Source organism: Klebsiella sp. K4, assembly GCF_014596785.2.
Classification (GTDB): Bacteria; Pseudomonadota; Gammaproteobacteria; order Enterobacterales; family Enterobacteriaceae; genus Klebsiella; species Klebsiella pneumoniae.
This window is the reverse complement of the sequence record NZ_CP115021.1, coordinates 4,892,428-4,908,189: the sequence shown is the minus strand read 5'-3', so window position 1 is coordinate 4,908,189 and position 15,762 is coordinate 4,892,428. Positions and strand designations below refer to the sequence as shown.

At 58.7% G+C, this 15,762-nt stretch carries 16 protein-coding genes; 8 read left to right on the top strand and 8 right to left on the bottom strand.

Going from position 1 to position 15,762, the window contains the following annotated elements; translation table 11 throughout:
• Window positions 1-83: 83 nt before the first annotated feature.
• Window positions 84-353 (bottom strand): hypothetical protein, encoded by a 270-nt coding sequence (locus tag IB144_RS24200; RefSeq protein ID WP_016831374.1) that lies wholly within the window; start codon window positions 351-353, stop codon window positions 84-86.
• A 187-nt stretch (window positions 354-540) separates the two neighbouring features.
• On the opposite strand from IB144_RS24200, the gene proP reads away from it, so the two are divergent.
• Complete coding sequence (gene proP, locus IB144_RS24195) at window positions 541-2,043, top strand: glycine betaine/L-proline transporter ProP (RefSeq protein ID WP_002885227.1); 1,503 nt, start codon at window positions 541-543, stop codon at window positions 2,041-2,043.
• A gap of 49 nt (window positions 2,044-2,092) precedes the next feature.
• Here proP and melR read toward each other — a convergent pair whose 3' ends face one another.
• A complete protein-coding gene (gene melR, locus IB144_RS24190; protein ID WP_134894632.1) occupies window positions 2,093-3,031 on the bottom strand; it encodes a transcriptional regulator MelR in 939 nt (312 codons plus the stop codon).
• Window positions 3,032-3,270: 239 nt separating this feature from the next.
• Here melR and IB144_RS24185 point away from each other — a divergent pair, with 239 nt between their 5' ends.
• The 5 genes from IB144_RS24185 (at window position 3,271) to IB144_RS24165 (ending at window position 7,745) form a co-directional block, all read left to right on the top strand.
• Window positions 3,271-4,623, top strand: a complete 1,353-nt coding sequence (locus IB144_RS24185; RefSeq protein ID WP_040214811.1) for an alpha-glucosidase/alpha-galactosidase — start codon at window positions 3,271-3,273, stop codon at window positions 4,621-4,623.
• A 93-nt stretch (window positions 4,624-4,716) separates the two neighbouring features.
• Entirely contained in the window at window positions 4,717-6,132 is a 1,416-nt protein-coding gene (gene melB / locus IB144_RS24180; RefSeq protein ID WP_004146676.1) for a melibiose:sodium transporter MelB, read from the top strand.
• A gap of 5 nt (window positions 6,133-6,137) precedes the next feature.
• Entirely contained in the window at window positions 6,138-6,260 is a 123-nt protein-coding gene (locus tag IB144_RS24175) for a hypothetical protein (RefSeq protein WP_004146677.1), read from the top strand.
• Window positions 6,261-6,407: 147 nt separating this feature from the next.
• Entirely contained in the window at window positions 6,408-7,364 is a 957-nt protein-coding gene (gene parM, locus IB144_RS24170; RefSeq protein WP_046654758.1) for a plasmid segregation protein ParM domain-containing protein, read from the top strand.
• A gap of 9 nt (window positions 7,365-7,373) precedes the next feature.
• A complete protein-coding gene (locus IB144_RS24165; RefSeq protein ID WP_008807236.1) occupies window positions 7,374-7,745 on the top strand; it encodes a plasmid partitioning/stability family protein in 372 nt (123 codons plus the stop codon).
• A gap of 1,119 nt (window positions 7,746-8,864) precedes the next feature.
• Here the strand turns inward: IB144_RS24165 and cbpM are convergent.
• Window positions 8,865-9,170, bottom strand: a complete 306-nt coding sequence (cbpM, locus tag IB144_RS24160; protein WP_002885324.1) for a chaperone modulator CbpM — start codon at window positions 9,168-9,170, stop codon at window positions 8,865-8,867.
• Window positions 9,170-10,087, bottom strand: coding sequence for a curved DNA-binding protein (cbpA, locus tag IB144_RS24155; protein WP_002885338.1), 918 nt, complete (start codon window positions 10,085-10,087; stop codon window positions 9,170-9,172). Before cbpA ends, cbpM begins: the two co-directional genes overlap by 1 nt.
• A gap of 75 nt (window positions 10,088-10,162) precedes the next feature.
• Here cbpA and IB144_RS24150 point away from each other — a divergent pair, with 75 nt between their 5' ends.
• A complete protein-coding gene (locus IB144_RS24150) occupies window positions 10,163-10,276 on the top strand; it encodes a hypothetical protein (RefSeq protein ID WP_020316611.1) in 114 nt (37 codons plus the stop codon).
• On the opposite strand, the gene IB144_RS24145 is transcribed toward IB144_RS24150, so the two are convergent.
• Window positions 10,233-10,916 carry a TerC family protein gene (locus IB144_RS24145; protein ID WP_040214814.1) on the bottom strand — a complete coding sequence of 228 codons (684 nt, stop codon included), beginning with the start codon at window positions 10,914-10,916 and terminating at the stop codon, window positions 10,233-10,235. The two genes, IB144_RS24150 and IB144_RS24145, sit on opposite strands and share 44 nt — an antisense overlap.
• 225 nt (window positions 10,917-11,141) lie before the next feature.
• Here IB144_RS24145 and IB144_RS24140 point away from each other — a divergent pair, with 225 nt between their 5' ends.
• Window positions 11,142-11,927, top strand: coding sequence for a DsbA family protein (locus IB144_RS24140; protein ID WP_002885391.1), 786 nt, complete (start codon window positions 11,142-11,144; stop codon window positions 11,925-11,927).
• 45 nt (window positions 11,928-11,972) lie between these two features.
• On the opposite strand, the gene pgaD is transcribed toward IB144_RS24140, so the two are convergent.
• Genes pgaD through pgaB form a run of 3 tightly spaced genes read right to left on the bottom strand, consistent with a single transcriptional unit; the run spans window position 11,973 to window position 15,758 of the window.
• Window positions 11,973-12,422: a poly-beta-1,6-N-acetyl-D-glucosamine biosynthesis protein PgaD gene (gene pgaD / locus IB144_RS24135; RefSeq protein ID WP_004177775.1), complete on the bottom strand. Its 450-nt coding sequence runs from the start codon at window positions 12,420-12,422 to the stop codon at window positions 11,973-11,975.
• On the bottom strand, window positions 12,422-13,750 hold the full coding sequence (gene pgaC, locus IB144_RS24130; RefSeq protein ID WP_149358904.1) for a poly-beta-1,6-N-acetyl-D-glucosamine synthase: 1,329 nt from the start codon (window positions 13,748-13,750) through the stop codon (window positions 12,422-12,424). The genes pgaD and pgaC overlap by 1 nt, the downstream gene beginning before the upstream one ends.
• Window positions 13,743-15,758, bottom strand: a complete 2,016-nt coding sequence (gene pgaB, locus IB144_RS24125) for a poly-beta-1,6-N-acetyl-D-glucosamine N-deacetylase PgaB (RefSeq protein WP_065888546.1) — start codon at window positions 15,756-15,758, stop codon at window positions 13,743-13,745. The genes pgaC and pgaB overlap by 8 nt, the downstream gene beginning before the upstream one ends.
• Window positions 15,759-15,762: the final 4 nt, after the last annotated feature.

The following is a 15,762-nucleotide window of genomic DNA, read 5'->3' as shown; positions in this document are numbered from 1 at the left end:
CTCCTCATGATGTCGTCGAAAAACAGGATGTTGGTCCTTTAAACAGCGGCTGAGAGCCGAAAGTGGGTATGATTATAGCGCAATCACCCACTTTTGTCGGGTGTTTTTTTGCTAAAAAATAGCCGTGGTGTTATTCCGGAAAGAAGTGAATAAACGCTGAAATTAACCGCCCGAAGTGGAGCAAAATCGACGAAATAATTTCCGCGCGATCGGCAGGAAATGAACTTATTTATTTTCCGACACTCTGTAATGAGGCGGTAAATTTCTGTGAAGTTGATCGCAGATATAAACACTGTTAGGGTAAAAAAGGGGAGCAGGTCAATTTCATCAAGCATCACGATGAGCCGCTCCATTTATTCACCAGTAGCCAGAGCAGGCGTCAACAGGTTCGGTTGTACATTCTGTCAGCAGACAGTGCAGGCAAACCTGCTACGCTTGAAATGAGGAGCACAGCAATTCACCGCTCCTGACGCACGATGCGAATGGCCTTGCCATTCGGCGAAGAGGCGTGCACTCAAGGCGGAGTAGCAGAGGAAAAATATGCTTAAAAGGAAAAAAATAAAGCCCATCACCCTTAAGGATGTGACCATCATCGATGATGGTAAACTGAAAAAGGCGATCACCGCGGCCTCCCTGGGCAACGCGATGGAGTGGTTCGATTTCGGCGTCTACGGCTTTGTGGCCTACGCCTTAGGTAAAGTCTTCTTCCCCGATGCCAACCCAAGCGTGCAGATGATTGCCGCGCTGGGTACCTTCTCCGTACCATTTTTAATTCGTCCGTTAGGCGGCCTGTTCTTCGGGATGCTGGGCGATAAATATGGTCGGCAAAAAATTCTCGCGATAACTATCGTGATCATGTCGATAAGTACTTTCTGTATCGGCCTTATTCCGTCGTATGCCACGATAGGTATCTGGGCGCCGATCCTGCTGCTGCTGTGTAAAATGGCGCAAGGCTTCTCGGTTGGCGGTGAATATACCGGGGCGTCGATCTTCGTCGCGGAATACTCTCCTGACCGCAAGCGCGGCTTTATGGGCAGCTGGCTGGACTTTGGCTCCATCGCCGGGTTTGTGATGGGGGCCGGCGTGGTGGTTCTCATCTCCAGCGTGGTGGGTGAACAGAACTTTCTCGACTGGGGTTGGCGTATCCCGTTCTTCCTGGCGCTACCGTTAGGTATCATTGGTCTCTACCTGCGCCATGCGCTGGAAGAGACGCCGGCGTTCCAGCAGCATGTTGACACCATGGAGCAGGGCGACCGTGAAGGACTGCAGGACGGGCCGAAGGTCTCTTTTAAAGAGATTGCCACCAAGCACTGGCGTAGTCTGCTGACCTGTATCGGTCTGGTGATTTCCACCAACGTGACTTACTACATGCTGCTGACCTACATGCCGAGCTATCTGTCGCATAACCTGCACTACTCGGAAGATCATGGAGTGCTGATCATCATCGCTATCATGGTCGGGATGCTGTTTGTACAGCCGGTTATCGGTATGCTCAGCGACCGTTTCGGCCGTCGCCCGTTTATCCTGATTGGTAGCGTGGCGCTGTTTGCCCTGTCGATCCCGGCCTTCATTATGATCAACAGCAACGTGACTAGCCTGATCTTCGCCGGCCTGCTGCTGCTGGCGGTGGTGCTGAACTGCTTTATCGGGGTGATGGCCTCCTCGCTGCCGGCGATGTTCCCGACGCACATCCGCTTCAGCGCCCTGGCCAGCGCCTTTAACATCTCGGTGCTGATTGCCGGTCTGACGCCAACCCTGGCGGCGTGGCTGGTGGAGACCACCCAAAACCTGATGATGCCGGCGTACTACCTGATGGTTATCGCGGTGGTGGGTATGGCGACGGGCCTGTCGATGAAAGAGACGGCTAACCGTCCGCTGAAAGGGGCGACCCCGGCGGCGTCGGATATCCAGGAAGCGAAAGAAATCCTTGGCGAGCACTACGATAACATCGAGCAAAAAATCGAAGATATCGATCAGGAGATCGCCGATCTGCAGGCAAAACGGTCGCGTCTGGTGCAGCAGCATCCGCGTATCAACGACTAACCGTTTTCACTGTTAATCATGCCGCCTGGGGAAACCCCGGCGGCATTTTTTATGCCTCCGGCAAGGCCAGGCCGTGACGCCGCTGCTGGCTGAGTTTACGGTACTGCTGCGGCGGCATGCCCACGTAGCGGGTAAAGGTGCTGTAGAAGCGGCTGCTGGAGCGAAAACCGGCGATAAGGGCAATATCCAGGATGGTCTTGTCGGTATCGCTCAGCAGCGCCCGCACATGATTGATACGCATGGCGGTAATGTACTGCTTCATGGTCTGCTGCATCACCCGCTGAAAGACCCCCATCGCGTAGTTCGGGTTGAGCTTCACGTGCTCGGCAACGGCATTGACGGTCAGCGCCTGGTCGTAGTGGGCAGCGATAAACTCCAGCATCTGGCTGACATAAAACTGCGCGTGGCGCGAGACGCTGTTCTTGTGGGTGCGTGAGGTTTTATTGACCAGAATCGGCTGCCAGCCGGCGAGGCTCAGCCGCTTCAGCATCAGGGCGATTTCATCGATCGCCAACTGGCGTATCTGTTCATTCTCGTGGCTCAGTTCCTGCTGCCAGCGGCGTACTTCGAAGGCGCTCAACTGCTGCGCGGCGAGGGATTTAATCACCATCCCATGGGTGACGTGGTTGATAAGCTCCCGGTCCAGCGGCCATGAGAGAAACAGATGCATCGGCAGGTTGAATATCGCCATCTGCTGGCAATCGCCGGGGCGGGTCAGCTGATGCGGCGTACAGGCCCAGAACAGAGTGATATAGCCTTTCTCAATGCGCACCACTTCGTTATTAATCAAATACTCCACGTCGCCATCGAACGGCACGTTGACCTCCACCTGGCCGTGCCAGTGGCTGGTGGGCATGGCGTGCGGCGGGCGCAGTTCGATATCCATACGCTGATACTCGGAGTAGAGCGCCAGCGGGCTGCGGCTCTGCTTTTCGTCGCTGCTGCACATAAAGGGATCGGGGGGCAGAGAGGTGAAGCGGTGTTCCATCGTTAGCGTATTCCTGAATTGTCAGAGTGGCTGCATTTTTCGCCAGAACTGACGACAGCTTAGCGGAAGAATCGGCCCATTTTCTCTCCTTTTTGCTCAATCTGTTCCCGAAATCTCAGATTTTGTGGCGCTTAATGGCCGATCTGAGCTTTCGGGAATGCTCCGGCGGGAACAGGGCAGCGCAGCGGGGAGCGGCGTGCCACTCTGCAAGTGTTCAATGACCTGATGGAGAGTGCGTGATGTCTGCCCCAAAAATTACTTTTATCGGCGCCGGTTCGACGGTGTTCGTCAAAAATATTCTCGGTGATGTTTTCCAGCGCCCGGCGCTGAAATCGGCGCATATCGCGCTGATGGATATCGATGAAACCCGGCTGGAAGAGTCGCATATCGTGGTGCGCAAGCTGATGGATTCCGTGGGCGCGAACGGCGAAATCAGCTGCCACCGCGACCGGAAAACCGCCCTGCAGGGCGCCGATTTTGTCGTCGTTGCCTTCCAGATTGGCGGCTATGAGCCCTGTACCGTCACCGATTTTGCAGTCTGCAAGCGCCACGGCCTGGAGCAGACCATTGCCGATACGCTGGGGCCGGGAGGCATTATGCGCGCGCTGCGCACCATCCCGCACCTGTGGGCTATCTGCGACGATATGAGCGAGGTCTGCCCGGACGCCACCATGCTTAACTACGTCAACCCGATGGCGATGAACACCTGGGCGATGTACGCCCGCTACCCGCATATCAAGCAGGTTGGCCTGTGCCACTCGGTGCAAGGCACAGCGGAAGAGCTGGCGCGCGACCTCGATCTCGATCCGGCGGATTTACGCTACCGCTGCGCGGGGATTAACCATATGGCGTTCTATCTGTCGCTGGAGAAAAAGCTCGCGGACGGCAGCTACGTCAGTATCTACCCCGACCTGCTACAGGCCTACGCCGACGGGCGGGCGCCGAAGCCGAACCTGCACGGCAACCCGCGCTGCGAAAACATTGTCCGCTATGAAATGTTCAAAAAGCTGGGCTACTTCGTCACCGAGTCCTCGGAGCATTTCGCGGAATACACGCCATGGTTTATCAAGCCGGGCCGCGATGACCTTATCGCTCGCTATAAAGTGCCGCTGGATGAATACCCTAAACGCTGCGTCGAGCAACTGGCCAACTGGCATCAGGAGCTGGAGAGCTATAAGCGCGGGGAGCGCATTGAGGTGAAACCCTCCCGCGAATATGCCAGCACCATCATGAACGCCATCTGGACCGGCGAGCCAAGCGTGGTGTACGGCAACGTGCGCAACGATAATCTCATCGACAACCTGCCTCAGGGCTGCTGTGTGGAAGTGGCCTGCCTGGTGGACGCCAACGGCATCCAGCCGACCAAAGTGGGCGCGCTGCCGGCGCATCTGGCGGCGCTCATGCAGACCAATATCAACGTGCAGACGCTGCTCACGGAGGCGATCCTCACCGAAAATCGCGATTACGTCTATTACGCCACGATGATGGATCCGCACACCGCCGCGGTGTTGGGGATCGAAGAGATCTACGCGCTGGTGGACGATCTGATCGCCAGCCACGGCGACTGGCTGCCGGCCTGGCTGCACCGTTAATCCTCTTATGCCGCCGGGGGCAACGAACCCGGCGGTGCCTGTCACGCTCTATCAAACGCTAAAGGAGGCGCTGGCGACAGCGACCTGGACCCTATGAGTATTTCAATGACAACAAAGCTCAGCTACGGATTTGGTGCCTTTGGTAAAGATTTCGCTATCGGTATCGTCTACATGTACCTGATGTATTACTACACCGATATTGTTGGCTTATCGGTCGGGGTGGTTGGCACCTTGTTCCTGGTGGCAAGGATCCTCGATGCGATAGCCGATCCGATTATGGGATGGATCGTTAACTGTACGCGGTCGCGATGGGGAAAGTTCAAACCGTGGATCCTGATCGGCACGATAACCAACTCGGTGGTGCTGTATATGCTGTTCAGCGCCCACCATTTCAGCGGCGGGGCGCTGCTGGCGTGGGTGTGGCTAACCTACCTGCTGTGGGGCTTCACTTACACCATCATGGATGTGCCGTTCTGGTCGTTGGTGCCGACCATTACCCTCGATAAACGCGAACGCGAGCAGCTGGTGCCTTACCCGCGCTTTTTCGCCAGTCTGGCGGGATTTGTCACGGCCGGCGTCACGCTGCCGTTCGTCAACGCCGTCGGCGGCGCCGATCGCGGTTTCGGTTTTCAGATGTTCACTCTGGTGCTGATCGCCTTTTTCGTCGTTTCCACCCTCGTCACCCTGCGCAACGTGCATGAGGTTTACTCCTCCGACAGTGGTGTGAGCGAAGACTCCAGCCACCTCTCACTGCGCCAGATGGTGGCGCTGATCTATAAAAACGATCAGCTGGCCTGCCTGTTAGGCATGGCGCTGGCCTATAACACGGCGGCGAACATTATCGCTGGCTTTGCGATTTACTACTTTACCTACGTGATTGGCAGCGCGGAGATGTTCCCGTATTACATGTCCTACGCCGGGGCGGCGAATTTGCTGACGCTGATCCTGTTCCCACGACTGGTGAAAGGGCTGTCGCGGCGCATTCTGTGGGCGGGTGCTTCGATCATGCCCGTGCTGGGCTGCGGCGTGCTGTTGCTGATGGCGCTGGGCGGCGTTTACAACATCGCGCTGATTTCGCTGGCCGGGATGCTGTTGAATATCGGCACCGCGCTGTTCTGGGTGCTGCAGGTTATTATGGTGGCCGATACCGTCGACTATGGCGAATATACGATGAATATCCGCTGCGAAAGCATCGCCTATTCCGTTCAAACGCTGGTAGTCAAAGCCGGTTCGGCGTTTGCGGCCTGGTTTATCGCCATCGTGCTGGGTATCATCGGTTACGTGCCGAATGTTGTGCAGTCGCCCCACACGCTGCTGGGGATGCAGGCGATTATGATTGCGCTGCCGACGCTCTTTTTTGCTCTGACGCTGTTTCTCTATTTCCGTTATTACAAACTGAATGGCGATATGCTGCGACGGATTCAGATTCACCTGCTGGATAAATATCGCCGGGTACCGGAAAATGACGTCGAGCCGGAACGGCCGATTGTGGTACCCAATCAGGTGTAAAAAGCGTGCGAAAACCGCTGACGAAAGAGGGGAGGGATGCTCTCTTTTTGAGCAAAAAACAGTGTCTTAAAAAGACAGAAAGAGAAAACTGTAGTTCTCTATTTTATCTCAATTATTTCTCTTTTTGAGTGTTCTGGACTGTTTGTTTCTCCGGTTGTTCTCAAATAAAACTCAGAATTGTCTCTTTTTCGTGCTCTTGCGCTGCTTTTTAACTCTTGCTACTCTTTTTGGGTCTTACATTTTTCTCTTATTTGTCTCAGTGATGGAGCAATGCAATGCGCATTTTTATCGATGATGGTTCAACCAATATCAAAATGCTGTGGGAGCAAGATGGCGAAACTTTCACCCATATCAGCCCCAACAGTTTTAAACGCGGCTGGTCTGCCACCTTCGGTTCGGGGAAGCCTTTTAACTACACGGTGGATGATGAAAAGTACTCATTCGACCTGATCACTCCCGATGCGCTCCCAACCAATAACATTGACTGGCAATACAGCCCGTTGAACTCCATCGCTGTCCATCACGCGCTGCTGACCAGCGGTCTTGAGCCGCAGGATGTTGAAATTGTGGTCACCCTGCCGCTGACCGAATTTTATGATGAAGATGCGCAATATCGCCTCGACAATATTGAGCGCAAGAAAAAGAGCCTGCTGCGCGACGTTAAACTGAATAAAGGCGTGGTGTTCAATATCACTAAAGTTACCGTGCGCCCGGAATCGATTCCGGCGGGCATCAGCCTGTGTGATGAGCTGAAACCGTCGCATTCGGTGCTGATTATCGACCTTGGCGGCACCACGCTGGATATTTCAATGGTCGCCGGGCAGATGACCTCGGTTTCGCGCATTTACGGCGACCCGAAGCTGGGCGTATCGCTGGTGACCGACGCCGTTAAGCTGGCGCTGGCCCGGGCGAATACCGACACCTCCAGCTATAACGTCGACCAGATAATCATCAACCGCCACGACGAAGAATACCTGACCGACAACATCAACGATCCGGATGCGGTTTCTGAGGTGAAGAAGGTGATCAATAACAGTATCGAACGTCTGACCACGCGTGTCCTGACGGCCATCGATAGCTTTAAAGGCTATTCGCACGCGATCGTCATTGGCGGCGGCGCGCCGCTGGTTGCCGACGCCATTCGTGATCGGATGGGTCTGCGCGAGGATCGTTTCGTGGTGGCTGAAGAGCCGCAGTTTGCCCTGGTGCGTGGTCTGAAAATTATTGGTTAAGGAGCGTCTATGACTCTGGATCGCAGAAAAGTGCTGATTTACCTGCGCCCGGATATCAGCGCCAGCGAGCGCTTCGCGGACGCAAAAATTGAGGCCCATCACCGTGGCGACCGCGGCGATATGTCGCGTACCGCGCTGCTGGCGGGGCTGGCGTTAGGGGAAGTCGATAGCCGCTTGCCGTCGATGCTGGCGGCGCTGCTGGCGGAAGATACTAAACCGGAAACGCTGCGTAAGATGCTGGCCTCGTTCCTTGAGATCCAGCCGGCCTCTTCCGCCCCGGCAGCCGCGCCAGCAGCCGCTCCGGCTAAGGCGCCCGAGCCGCCCGCGCCGGTGAGCGAGAGCGTCTCCGCGCGTAATCTCGCCGGTTCGTTACCGGATTAAGCGCTATTCCCGGTTTGCGCGACCCGGGAAACTCCCCGGCTTGCGCTGCGCTTAGTTTGTATGCCGGGTATGGCGTAGCCGCCACCCGGCATACAGGCGGCTCCCTGGCTGGGGCCATGCCCGGCGGCGCTACGCTTGCGCGGGCCTACGGATCCAGTGCAATGGTGGGCCCAGTGCCGTTTGTAGGCCGGGTAAGGCGTAGCCGCCACCCGGCATACCGGCGGCTCCCTGGCTGGGGCCATGCCCGGCGGTGCTACGTTTGCGCGGGCCTACAAATCCAGTGTAATGGTGGGTCCAGTGCCATTTGTAGGCCGGGTAAGGCGTAGCCGCCACCCGGCATACAGGCGGCTCCCTGGCTGGGGCCATGCCCGGCGGCGCTACGCTTGCGCGGGCCTACGGATCCAGTGCAATGGTGGGTCCCGTGCCGTTTGTATGCCGGGTATGGCGTAGCCGCCACCCGGCATACAGGCGGCTCCCAGGCTGGGGCCATGCCCGGCGGCGCTACGCTTGCGCGGGCCTACGGATCCAGTTCAATGGTGGGGTCCAGTGCCATTTGTAGGCCGGGTAAGGCGTAGCCGCCACCCGGCATACAGGCGGCTCCCAGGCTGGGGCCATGCCCGGCGGCGCTACGCTTGCGCGGGCCTACGGATCCAGTGCAATGGTGGGCCCAGTGCCGTTTGTAGGCCGGGTATGGCGTAGCCGCCATTCGGCATACAGGCGGCTCCCTGGCTGAGGCCATGCCCGGCGGCGCTACGCTTGCGCGGGCCTACGGATCCAGTTCAATGGTGGGCTCCAGTGCCGTTTGTAGGCCGGGTAAGGCGTAGCCGCCACCCGGCATACAGGCGGCTCCCTGGCTGGGGCCATGCCCGGCGGCGCTACGCTTGCGCGGGCCTACGGATCCAGTGTAATGGTGGGCCCAGTGCCGTTTGTAGGCCGGGTAAGGCGTAGCCGCCATCCGGCATACAGGCGGCTCCCTGGCTGGGGCCATGCCCGGCGGCGCTACGCTTGCGCGGGCCTACGGATCCAGTGCAATGGTGGGCCCAGTGCCGTTTGTAGGCCGGGTAAGGCGTAGCCGCCACCCGGCGCGAAGACGGAACGCCACGACCCGGGATGTCGCCCCTATCCATGGGCGAGGAAGCGCGCCAGGCGCTGCTGCAGCAGGCGATTTTCGCGGGTCAGCCGCGCGTTCTCATCCAGCAGGGTCAGCGCCACCGCAATTCCCGGCCAGTCCAGCTCCAGCTCGTTACGCAGGCGTACCGCGCGATGCACGATCGTCACCGCGCTGTCGTCGAACAGCCAGGTGTCCGCCTGCGGCTGGTGTGGCTCAATCATCCCTAAGCCGACGATCTCCGTCAGCTCCTCTTCCGACACCCCGGTACGCAGGCACAATTCGGTAATGGTAAACGTCACTGTTACTGTAGCCATCAGGCTTTCCCCCATGTCTTACGCGGATCGAAGCTGGCTTCGGCGGCGGCCAATTGTTGCCAGAGCTCACGCGCTTTTTCATCTGGTTTTGGCGGCATCACTATTTTAATAACGGCGAACAAATCGCCGGTGTGGGTTTTGCTCACGAGCCCTTTCCCTTTGATACGCAGTCGCTGCCCTGCCTGACTGCCTGGCGGCACCGTCAGCAGAATGCTCTCTTTCAGGGTGGGCACCGTCACTTTCGCGCCCAGCGCGGCCTCCCATGGCGCCAGCGGCAGGACGATCTCCAGGTTATGACCGACAATATCGAATAGCGGATGCGGGGCGATGTGGATAACCAGCCACAGATCGCCGTTCGGGCCGCCATTCTCCCCCGGCGTCCCCTGGCCTTTCAGGCGGATACGCTGACCATCGACTACCCCGGCGGGGATCTTCACATTCAGCGTTTTCGGCGTTTCGCTTTCGATCATGCCAAACACGTTGTACACCGGCAGGTTATAGCTGATGGTGCGCGTCTGCTCGGCCAGCGTCTCTTCAAGGAACACCGCCACTTCGATCTCCAGATCGTGGCCGCGCGCCGCGTGTTGACGACGACGCTGATGCGCCTGCTGGCCAAACATGGAGGAGAAGATGTCGTCGAAATCTTGCTGACTGTAGCTCTGCTCGTGGGTCTGTCGCTGGCGACCGAAGCCGGGATCGTTGCGATGCTGCCAGAGCTGATCGTATTCGGCGCGCCGTTGCTCATCTTTCAGGACTTCCCAGGCTTCGGCGAGATCCTTAAATTTGGCTTCGGCATCGTTTTCTTTACTGACGTCGGGGTGATATTTGCGCGCCAGGCGGCGGTAGGCGGTCTTGATGGTTTTCAGATCGTCGGTTGGTTGCACCCCGAGAATGGCATAATAATCCTTCAATTCCATGATTTTTTCTCATCTATGCTCAGTGCGGTGGTTACATATTCCCTGGAACAGGCGTCAGTATAAAGCGTAGGGCAAATGCGCCCTGACGGGGAAGAAAAGTGGCGGAAACTTGACGCCGTCGGGGTCGACGGCGCCGTGGATAAGATTAGTCTTTCGCCTGCGGCCGTGGGCGGCGGCGCCATCCGGTGAATAGCACCAGCAGCGCGCCGACGGCGCCAGCCAGGCGCGCGGTGCCCTCGCCGGCGCTGGGAAACAGCTGGCGAATGGTAGGGTCGCTGACCAGCATTGACCCGGCAATCCAGCCGATAAGCATCCCGCCCAGCAGCACCACCGCGGGAAAGCGGGTGAGCAGGACCAGCACCAGCTTGCTGCCGGCGACAATAACCGGAATGCTGATCGCCACGCCGAGGGCGACCAGCGCAATGTGCCCTTTCCCCGCAGCAGCTACCGCCAGTACGTTATCCAGCGACATAATCACATCGGCAACAGTGATGGTGATCGCGGTGCGCCACAGGCTGCCAGAGCTGCTAACCTCGCTCTCTTCTTCCTCATTCCTGACCAGCTTGATGCCAATCCACAGCAGGAGCAGCGCGCCGACTATTTTCAGCCACGGCAGCGACAGGAGATACAAAGCGATCGCCAGCAGCAGAACGCGCGCCAGGATGGCGCCCACGGTACCGATGATGATCGCTTTGGTGCGTTTCTGCGGCGGCAGTTTGCGGCAGGCCATGGCGATCACCACGGCATTGTCGCCACCCAGCAGTAAGTCGATGGCGACAATCTGCAGCATAATCACTGCCATGTCCCATTGTGGAAGAAATGCATACATATCGAGAGAAACCACCTGAAAAAAGAGCAAGAAAAACCGCTGCGCAGGGTACTCCGCCTGGGCCGCGTTGACCACTGGCGCAGACCTGCGCTATCGCGCGGGAAAGAGAGAGCCTGAAAAATAAAGTTACGAATCAAGGCGCCGTTGGGCAAGGCTTCGGCGAAAAAGGGTGATATTTTGTCACCCAGACTCACCTGCCGTTCACTTATCGCAAGGATCCCCACTATGTCTGGCCACAAGAAATACCTCTCTGTCGCCCTGCTGAGCGCTGTCTTACTGCCGGCGATGGCCTCTGCCGCTGACGCGCCGGCGACTTTCACCCCGGAACAGGAGGCGAAAATCGGCAAAATCGCCGCCGACTATCTGGTCGCCCATCCGGAAGTCCTGCTGCAGGCGAGCCAGAAACTGCAGCAAATTCAGGCTGAGCAGCAGGCCAGCGCGGCCACTCAGGCGGTGCTGAAGAACGCCGCCGTGCTGACCCAGGATAAAAATACCCCGACCTACGGCCCGGCCAACGGCAAAGTCACGGTGATCGAATTCTTCGACTACCAGTGCGTCTACTGCAGCCGTCTGGCGCCGGTGATGGAGCAGGTGATTAAAGCGCACCCGCAGACCCGCTTCGCCTTCAAAGAGTGGCCGATTTTCGGCGGCCGCTGGGAAAGCTCGCTGGAGGCGGCAAAAACCGGCCTGCAGATCTATCAACAGAAAGGGGCGGATGCCTATCTGGCCTACCATAACGGGATTTACGCTACCGGCCATAACGAAGGCAAGCTGACGACGGCGGATATCCAGCAGCAGGCGAAAAAAGCCGGCTTTGATGCGAAGAAGGCCGCCGACGTCGAACCGGTGCTGCAGAGCATTAACGATCTGGCGCAGGAGATTGGTCTGAGCGGCACGCCGGGCGTGATCGTGATGCCGACCACCGGCGCCACGGAAGCCAGCATCACCGTCTTCCCGGGGCTGGCAGACAAAGCCTCGCTGGAAGCCGCCATCAAAAAAGCCGGCGGCTAATCCCCGGCGTATTACCTGTCCAGGCCGCCGACGGCGGCCTTGCTCTCATGCGTCATCGCTCTCTTCCTGCGGCGGCGGTAACGCGTGGCTTTTTAAATCAATAATCTGCCCGATTTGATCGTGGTAAACGGTGAGCAAATTATAGCGGCTCATCTCCGAGATAATCTGCGGCGCGACGTTAAAGCTGCTCGCCAGCTCATCGTCGCGCAGAGCGAGCACCGCGGTATGACGCCGGGTACGGGCGCGGCGCCGGTTGTAGTGATACCAGAGGATCAACAGCCAGCCGTTCAGCGCGGCAATCAGCAGATACACCAGCGCCGTATTCAGGGAGTCCATCAGCGATTCCCAGCGCGGAGAGGGCGGCGCGATGAACTGCATCAGCAAATTGGCGTACAGAAAGAACAGAAAACCGAGCCAGGCCAGCAGCGTTAAGCCGGCGTCGACCAGCCGGGGCAGCACCCGATGTTCGGTTAAGATGAGCGTATTTTCATTCATCACAGGCTTCCTTTTCCCCGGTCCGGGCTCACCCAGCGCGCGCGGGAACGTTGACGTTTCACCATCACTTTCGGAAAAGCGACCAGCGTGGTCAGCAGGCCGATCATCCAGTAGACCATCAGGAACCAGATCACCCAGAACAGCGATTTGGCGACCTTTTTCTCATAGCGCCGCTCGATATACAGGCTGGCGACGAACTGCAGCAGGCACATCAGGCCGAGCAGCATGCCGGTGAATTCCGGTGGAAACAGGCTATGCACCGCCAGATTGTCAGGCAGCGGCATCAGGCGGCTGAGGATAAACAGCAGAATGGTGATCGCGTAGGCAAAGGCCCACAGCGTGGAGCAGGCATACTCCAGAAACAGCGGCCACATCCGGTGATGCTGCCAGTGAAACAGGCGGCGCAGATTGACCAGAAAGACTTCGGCGCCGCCCTGGGCCCAGCGCAGACGCTGCTTCCATAACCCTTTGAGGGTCTCCGGCATCAGGATCCAGCACAGCGCTCGCGGCTCGAAAAAAATGTCCCAGTGGCGGAGCTGAAGCTTCCAGCTGATATCAATATCTTCAGTGATCATATCCGGGCTCCAGTAGCCGACGTCCGCCAGCGCCTGGCGCCGGAAGGCGGCGATTACGCCGGAGACGGTAAAGACCCGGCCATAGATCCGCTGCGTCCGTTTGATAAGCCCAATGATCGACGAGAACTCCCCAACCTGAATGCGGCCGATCAGCGTGGATCGGGTGCGGATCCGCGGATTGCCGGTGACCGCCCCGACGTGCGGATAATGGATCAACGGCGCGACCAGCCAGGCCGCGGTATCCCGGTCCAGCAGGGCGTCGCCATCGATGCAGACCAGCAGATCGCCGCGGGCGGCGGCGGCACCCGCTTTGAGCGCCACCGCTTTTCCCTGATTGGCGGCCAGATGGATCACCCGCAGCCTCGGCTCCTCCTGCGCCAGCTGCTGGAGCACCTGGGCGGTGTTGTCCGAAGAGCCGTCGTTAATCGCGATCACTTCAAGATTGGCGTAACGCTGGGCCAGCGCTGCGCTGATGGTTTCCCGGGCGTTTTTCTCCTCGTTAAAGCAGGGGATCAGGATCGAGATCAGTGGATTGTCCGGCAGCGTCGGCGGCGGGGTATCCTCCCCCCACGGCCAGTGACGTTCCAGCTGAAACCAGAAGTAGAGACCCCCGGTGATCCACAACACTGACATAAACAGCGGCCAGAAAAAGACAAAGTCGAGGATAAGCTCGCCGGTAAATACCGCTGCGACACCTAACGGCAGCCCGAATACGAGGCATAAAATGCACAATGCGATAATGCGATCAGTCATGGTCAGGGTACCACCAGGAAGAAAATTGCGGCCTGATACGAGAGATATCAGGCTGGTTGTTAATAAAATCGTCAGGGTAGTAGCCGTAGTTTTTGACGCCGTTCAGCCGCAGCAAACGCATCCAGTCCGCCAGCTGCTGGTCGGGAATGGCGTTTTGCTGGCGTCGATTCCAGTCTCTGGCCTGCAGTTCAAAGATGGTTTGCTTCAGCGCGCCCGGGTGGCGGGCGACGGCCTGAACCAGCCGCGTCAGCCAGGCCTGGCTGGCGTCGATCGGCACGGACTCCATCAGCGGCATCGCCATGGGGACCGTCCAGTCATAGGCGGCAAGGAAGTCATCCAGATTCTGCGCAAACCAGGCTTCGCTTTGCGGCTCCAGGATCGGCAGGGCGAAGAGATTACGCGCCGTTTTCACCTGCGGGCCGCGGATGGCCTGCACTGCCTGGCGTAGATCCAGAGTGAAGCGGGTCAGGGTTTGGCTTTTGAAACGCATCCATGCCTGGCGCTCTTGCGGACGTTGGGGCACCGGGCCGGCATCGTGCGCCATACCCGTCTGCCGCCAGGCGGCGACCGCCTCCGGGCTCACGTCTTCAAAATCGGTCAGCACGGCGTCGTCGTGAAACAGGATCCCGCTGAAGCTGGCGTGTCGGGCCAGATCTTCGTAGATGTCGGTGATCTGCTGGCGAACCCGGGGATCCCAGGGCGACAGACGGACGTACGGCTGGCGGGCAAGTAACGCCTTCCCGGTTTGCGGATCCCAGCGCTGAACGCGCGGCAGATCTGAGGCAAGATCGAAGGCCAGCACCGGCATCCAGGCATAAACCTTCACATTGCCGCGGGTCTGCAACTGCCAGGAGACGAAGTTAAACAGGTCGGCGCGCATCGGCAGCCAGCGGTTGGGGAAATAGAGCGACTTGACCGTGCCGTCGCCCTGCGGGTCGGAGAAGGCCTGCAGAAAGACGTGGCTGATTTTCATGTCATAGACGCGCTGCACCAGCTTATCGATATTCTTTGCCTGCTGGACGGGATTGGGGTCATAGACATAGTCCAGATCCACATGCATCACCCGAACAGGATCGGCTTCCTGAATCTGGGTCACGGCGCTGGCAAAGGCCTTGAGCGACGGGTTACCGGCGATCAGCAGGCGTGGAATATTGTCCAGATCCTTCACGTTGCCCAGGCCGTCGTTCAGCGTAAACGCCAGCTGATACCCTTGCTGTTTGGCGATGGCCAGGGTGCTGCCGCTGGCGGCGCCGTAGGGCCACACCCAGGCGCGCGGCGTTTTCCCGGCAACCTCATGGATTTTCGCCGTCACTTTCTGCACGTCATCGGTCATTCGCCGGGTAAACTGCGCGTCGCTTTCATAGCGGCCGGTGGTTTTATCCCAGCCGCGGTTGGCGGCGGCAGGCTCGCGGCTGCCCTGCGGATTGGCCGGCAGACCGTAGTGCGAGGCCCAGGTGTGAGCGCCGATCTCCACCAGCGGCGAGCGGCTGAGCTCGCGCACCATCTCCCAGGTAGCGAAGCGCTCGCGCGGCGTCATCAGGCCGCCAAAATTAACGGGCTGACCAGCGGGAGTGTCCACCCAGCTGCCCACCGGCGCCCACAGCGCCGGGACGTTCCAGGCTTTAAGCAGCGGCCATACGCGGGTGTAAAAGCTGCTGTAACCATCGTCAAAACTGAGGAGAAAAGCCTTGGGCGGCAGCGACTTTAAGCCATAATGCGCATCGAGAATGTCCTGAACGCTGATCGCATGGTAGCCGTTATGCAGCAGCCAGGCGATCTGCTCATTGAGTGCGCTGGTGCGCACCGAAAGATAACGCTGGTCGGCGGCATCGTCTTCGACGTCATGGTAGGCCAGCACCAGAAAGCGATCCGCCGGCCAGGGTTGATTGGCCTCCAGTTGGGGGCGCTGCTGCGGGGCGAGGAAGGGGACTTCCTCAGCACGCACGCTGAAGATAAGGCACAGCCAGATGAGAAGCATCAGGCCGTTGCGCAGGGTCGTGTTCAGCATGGTC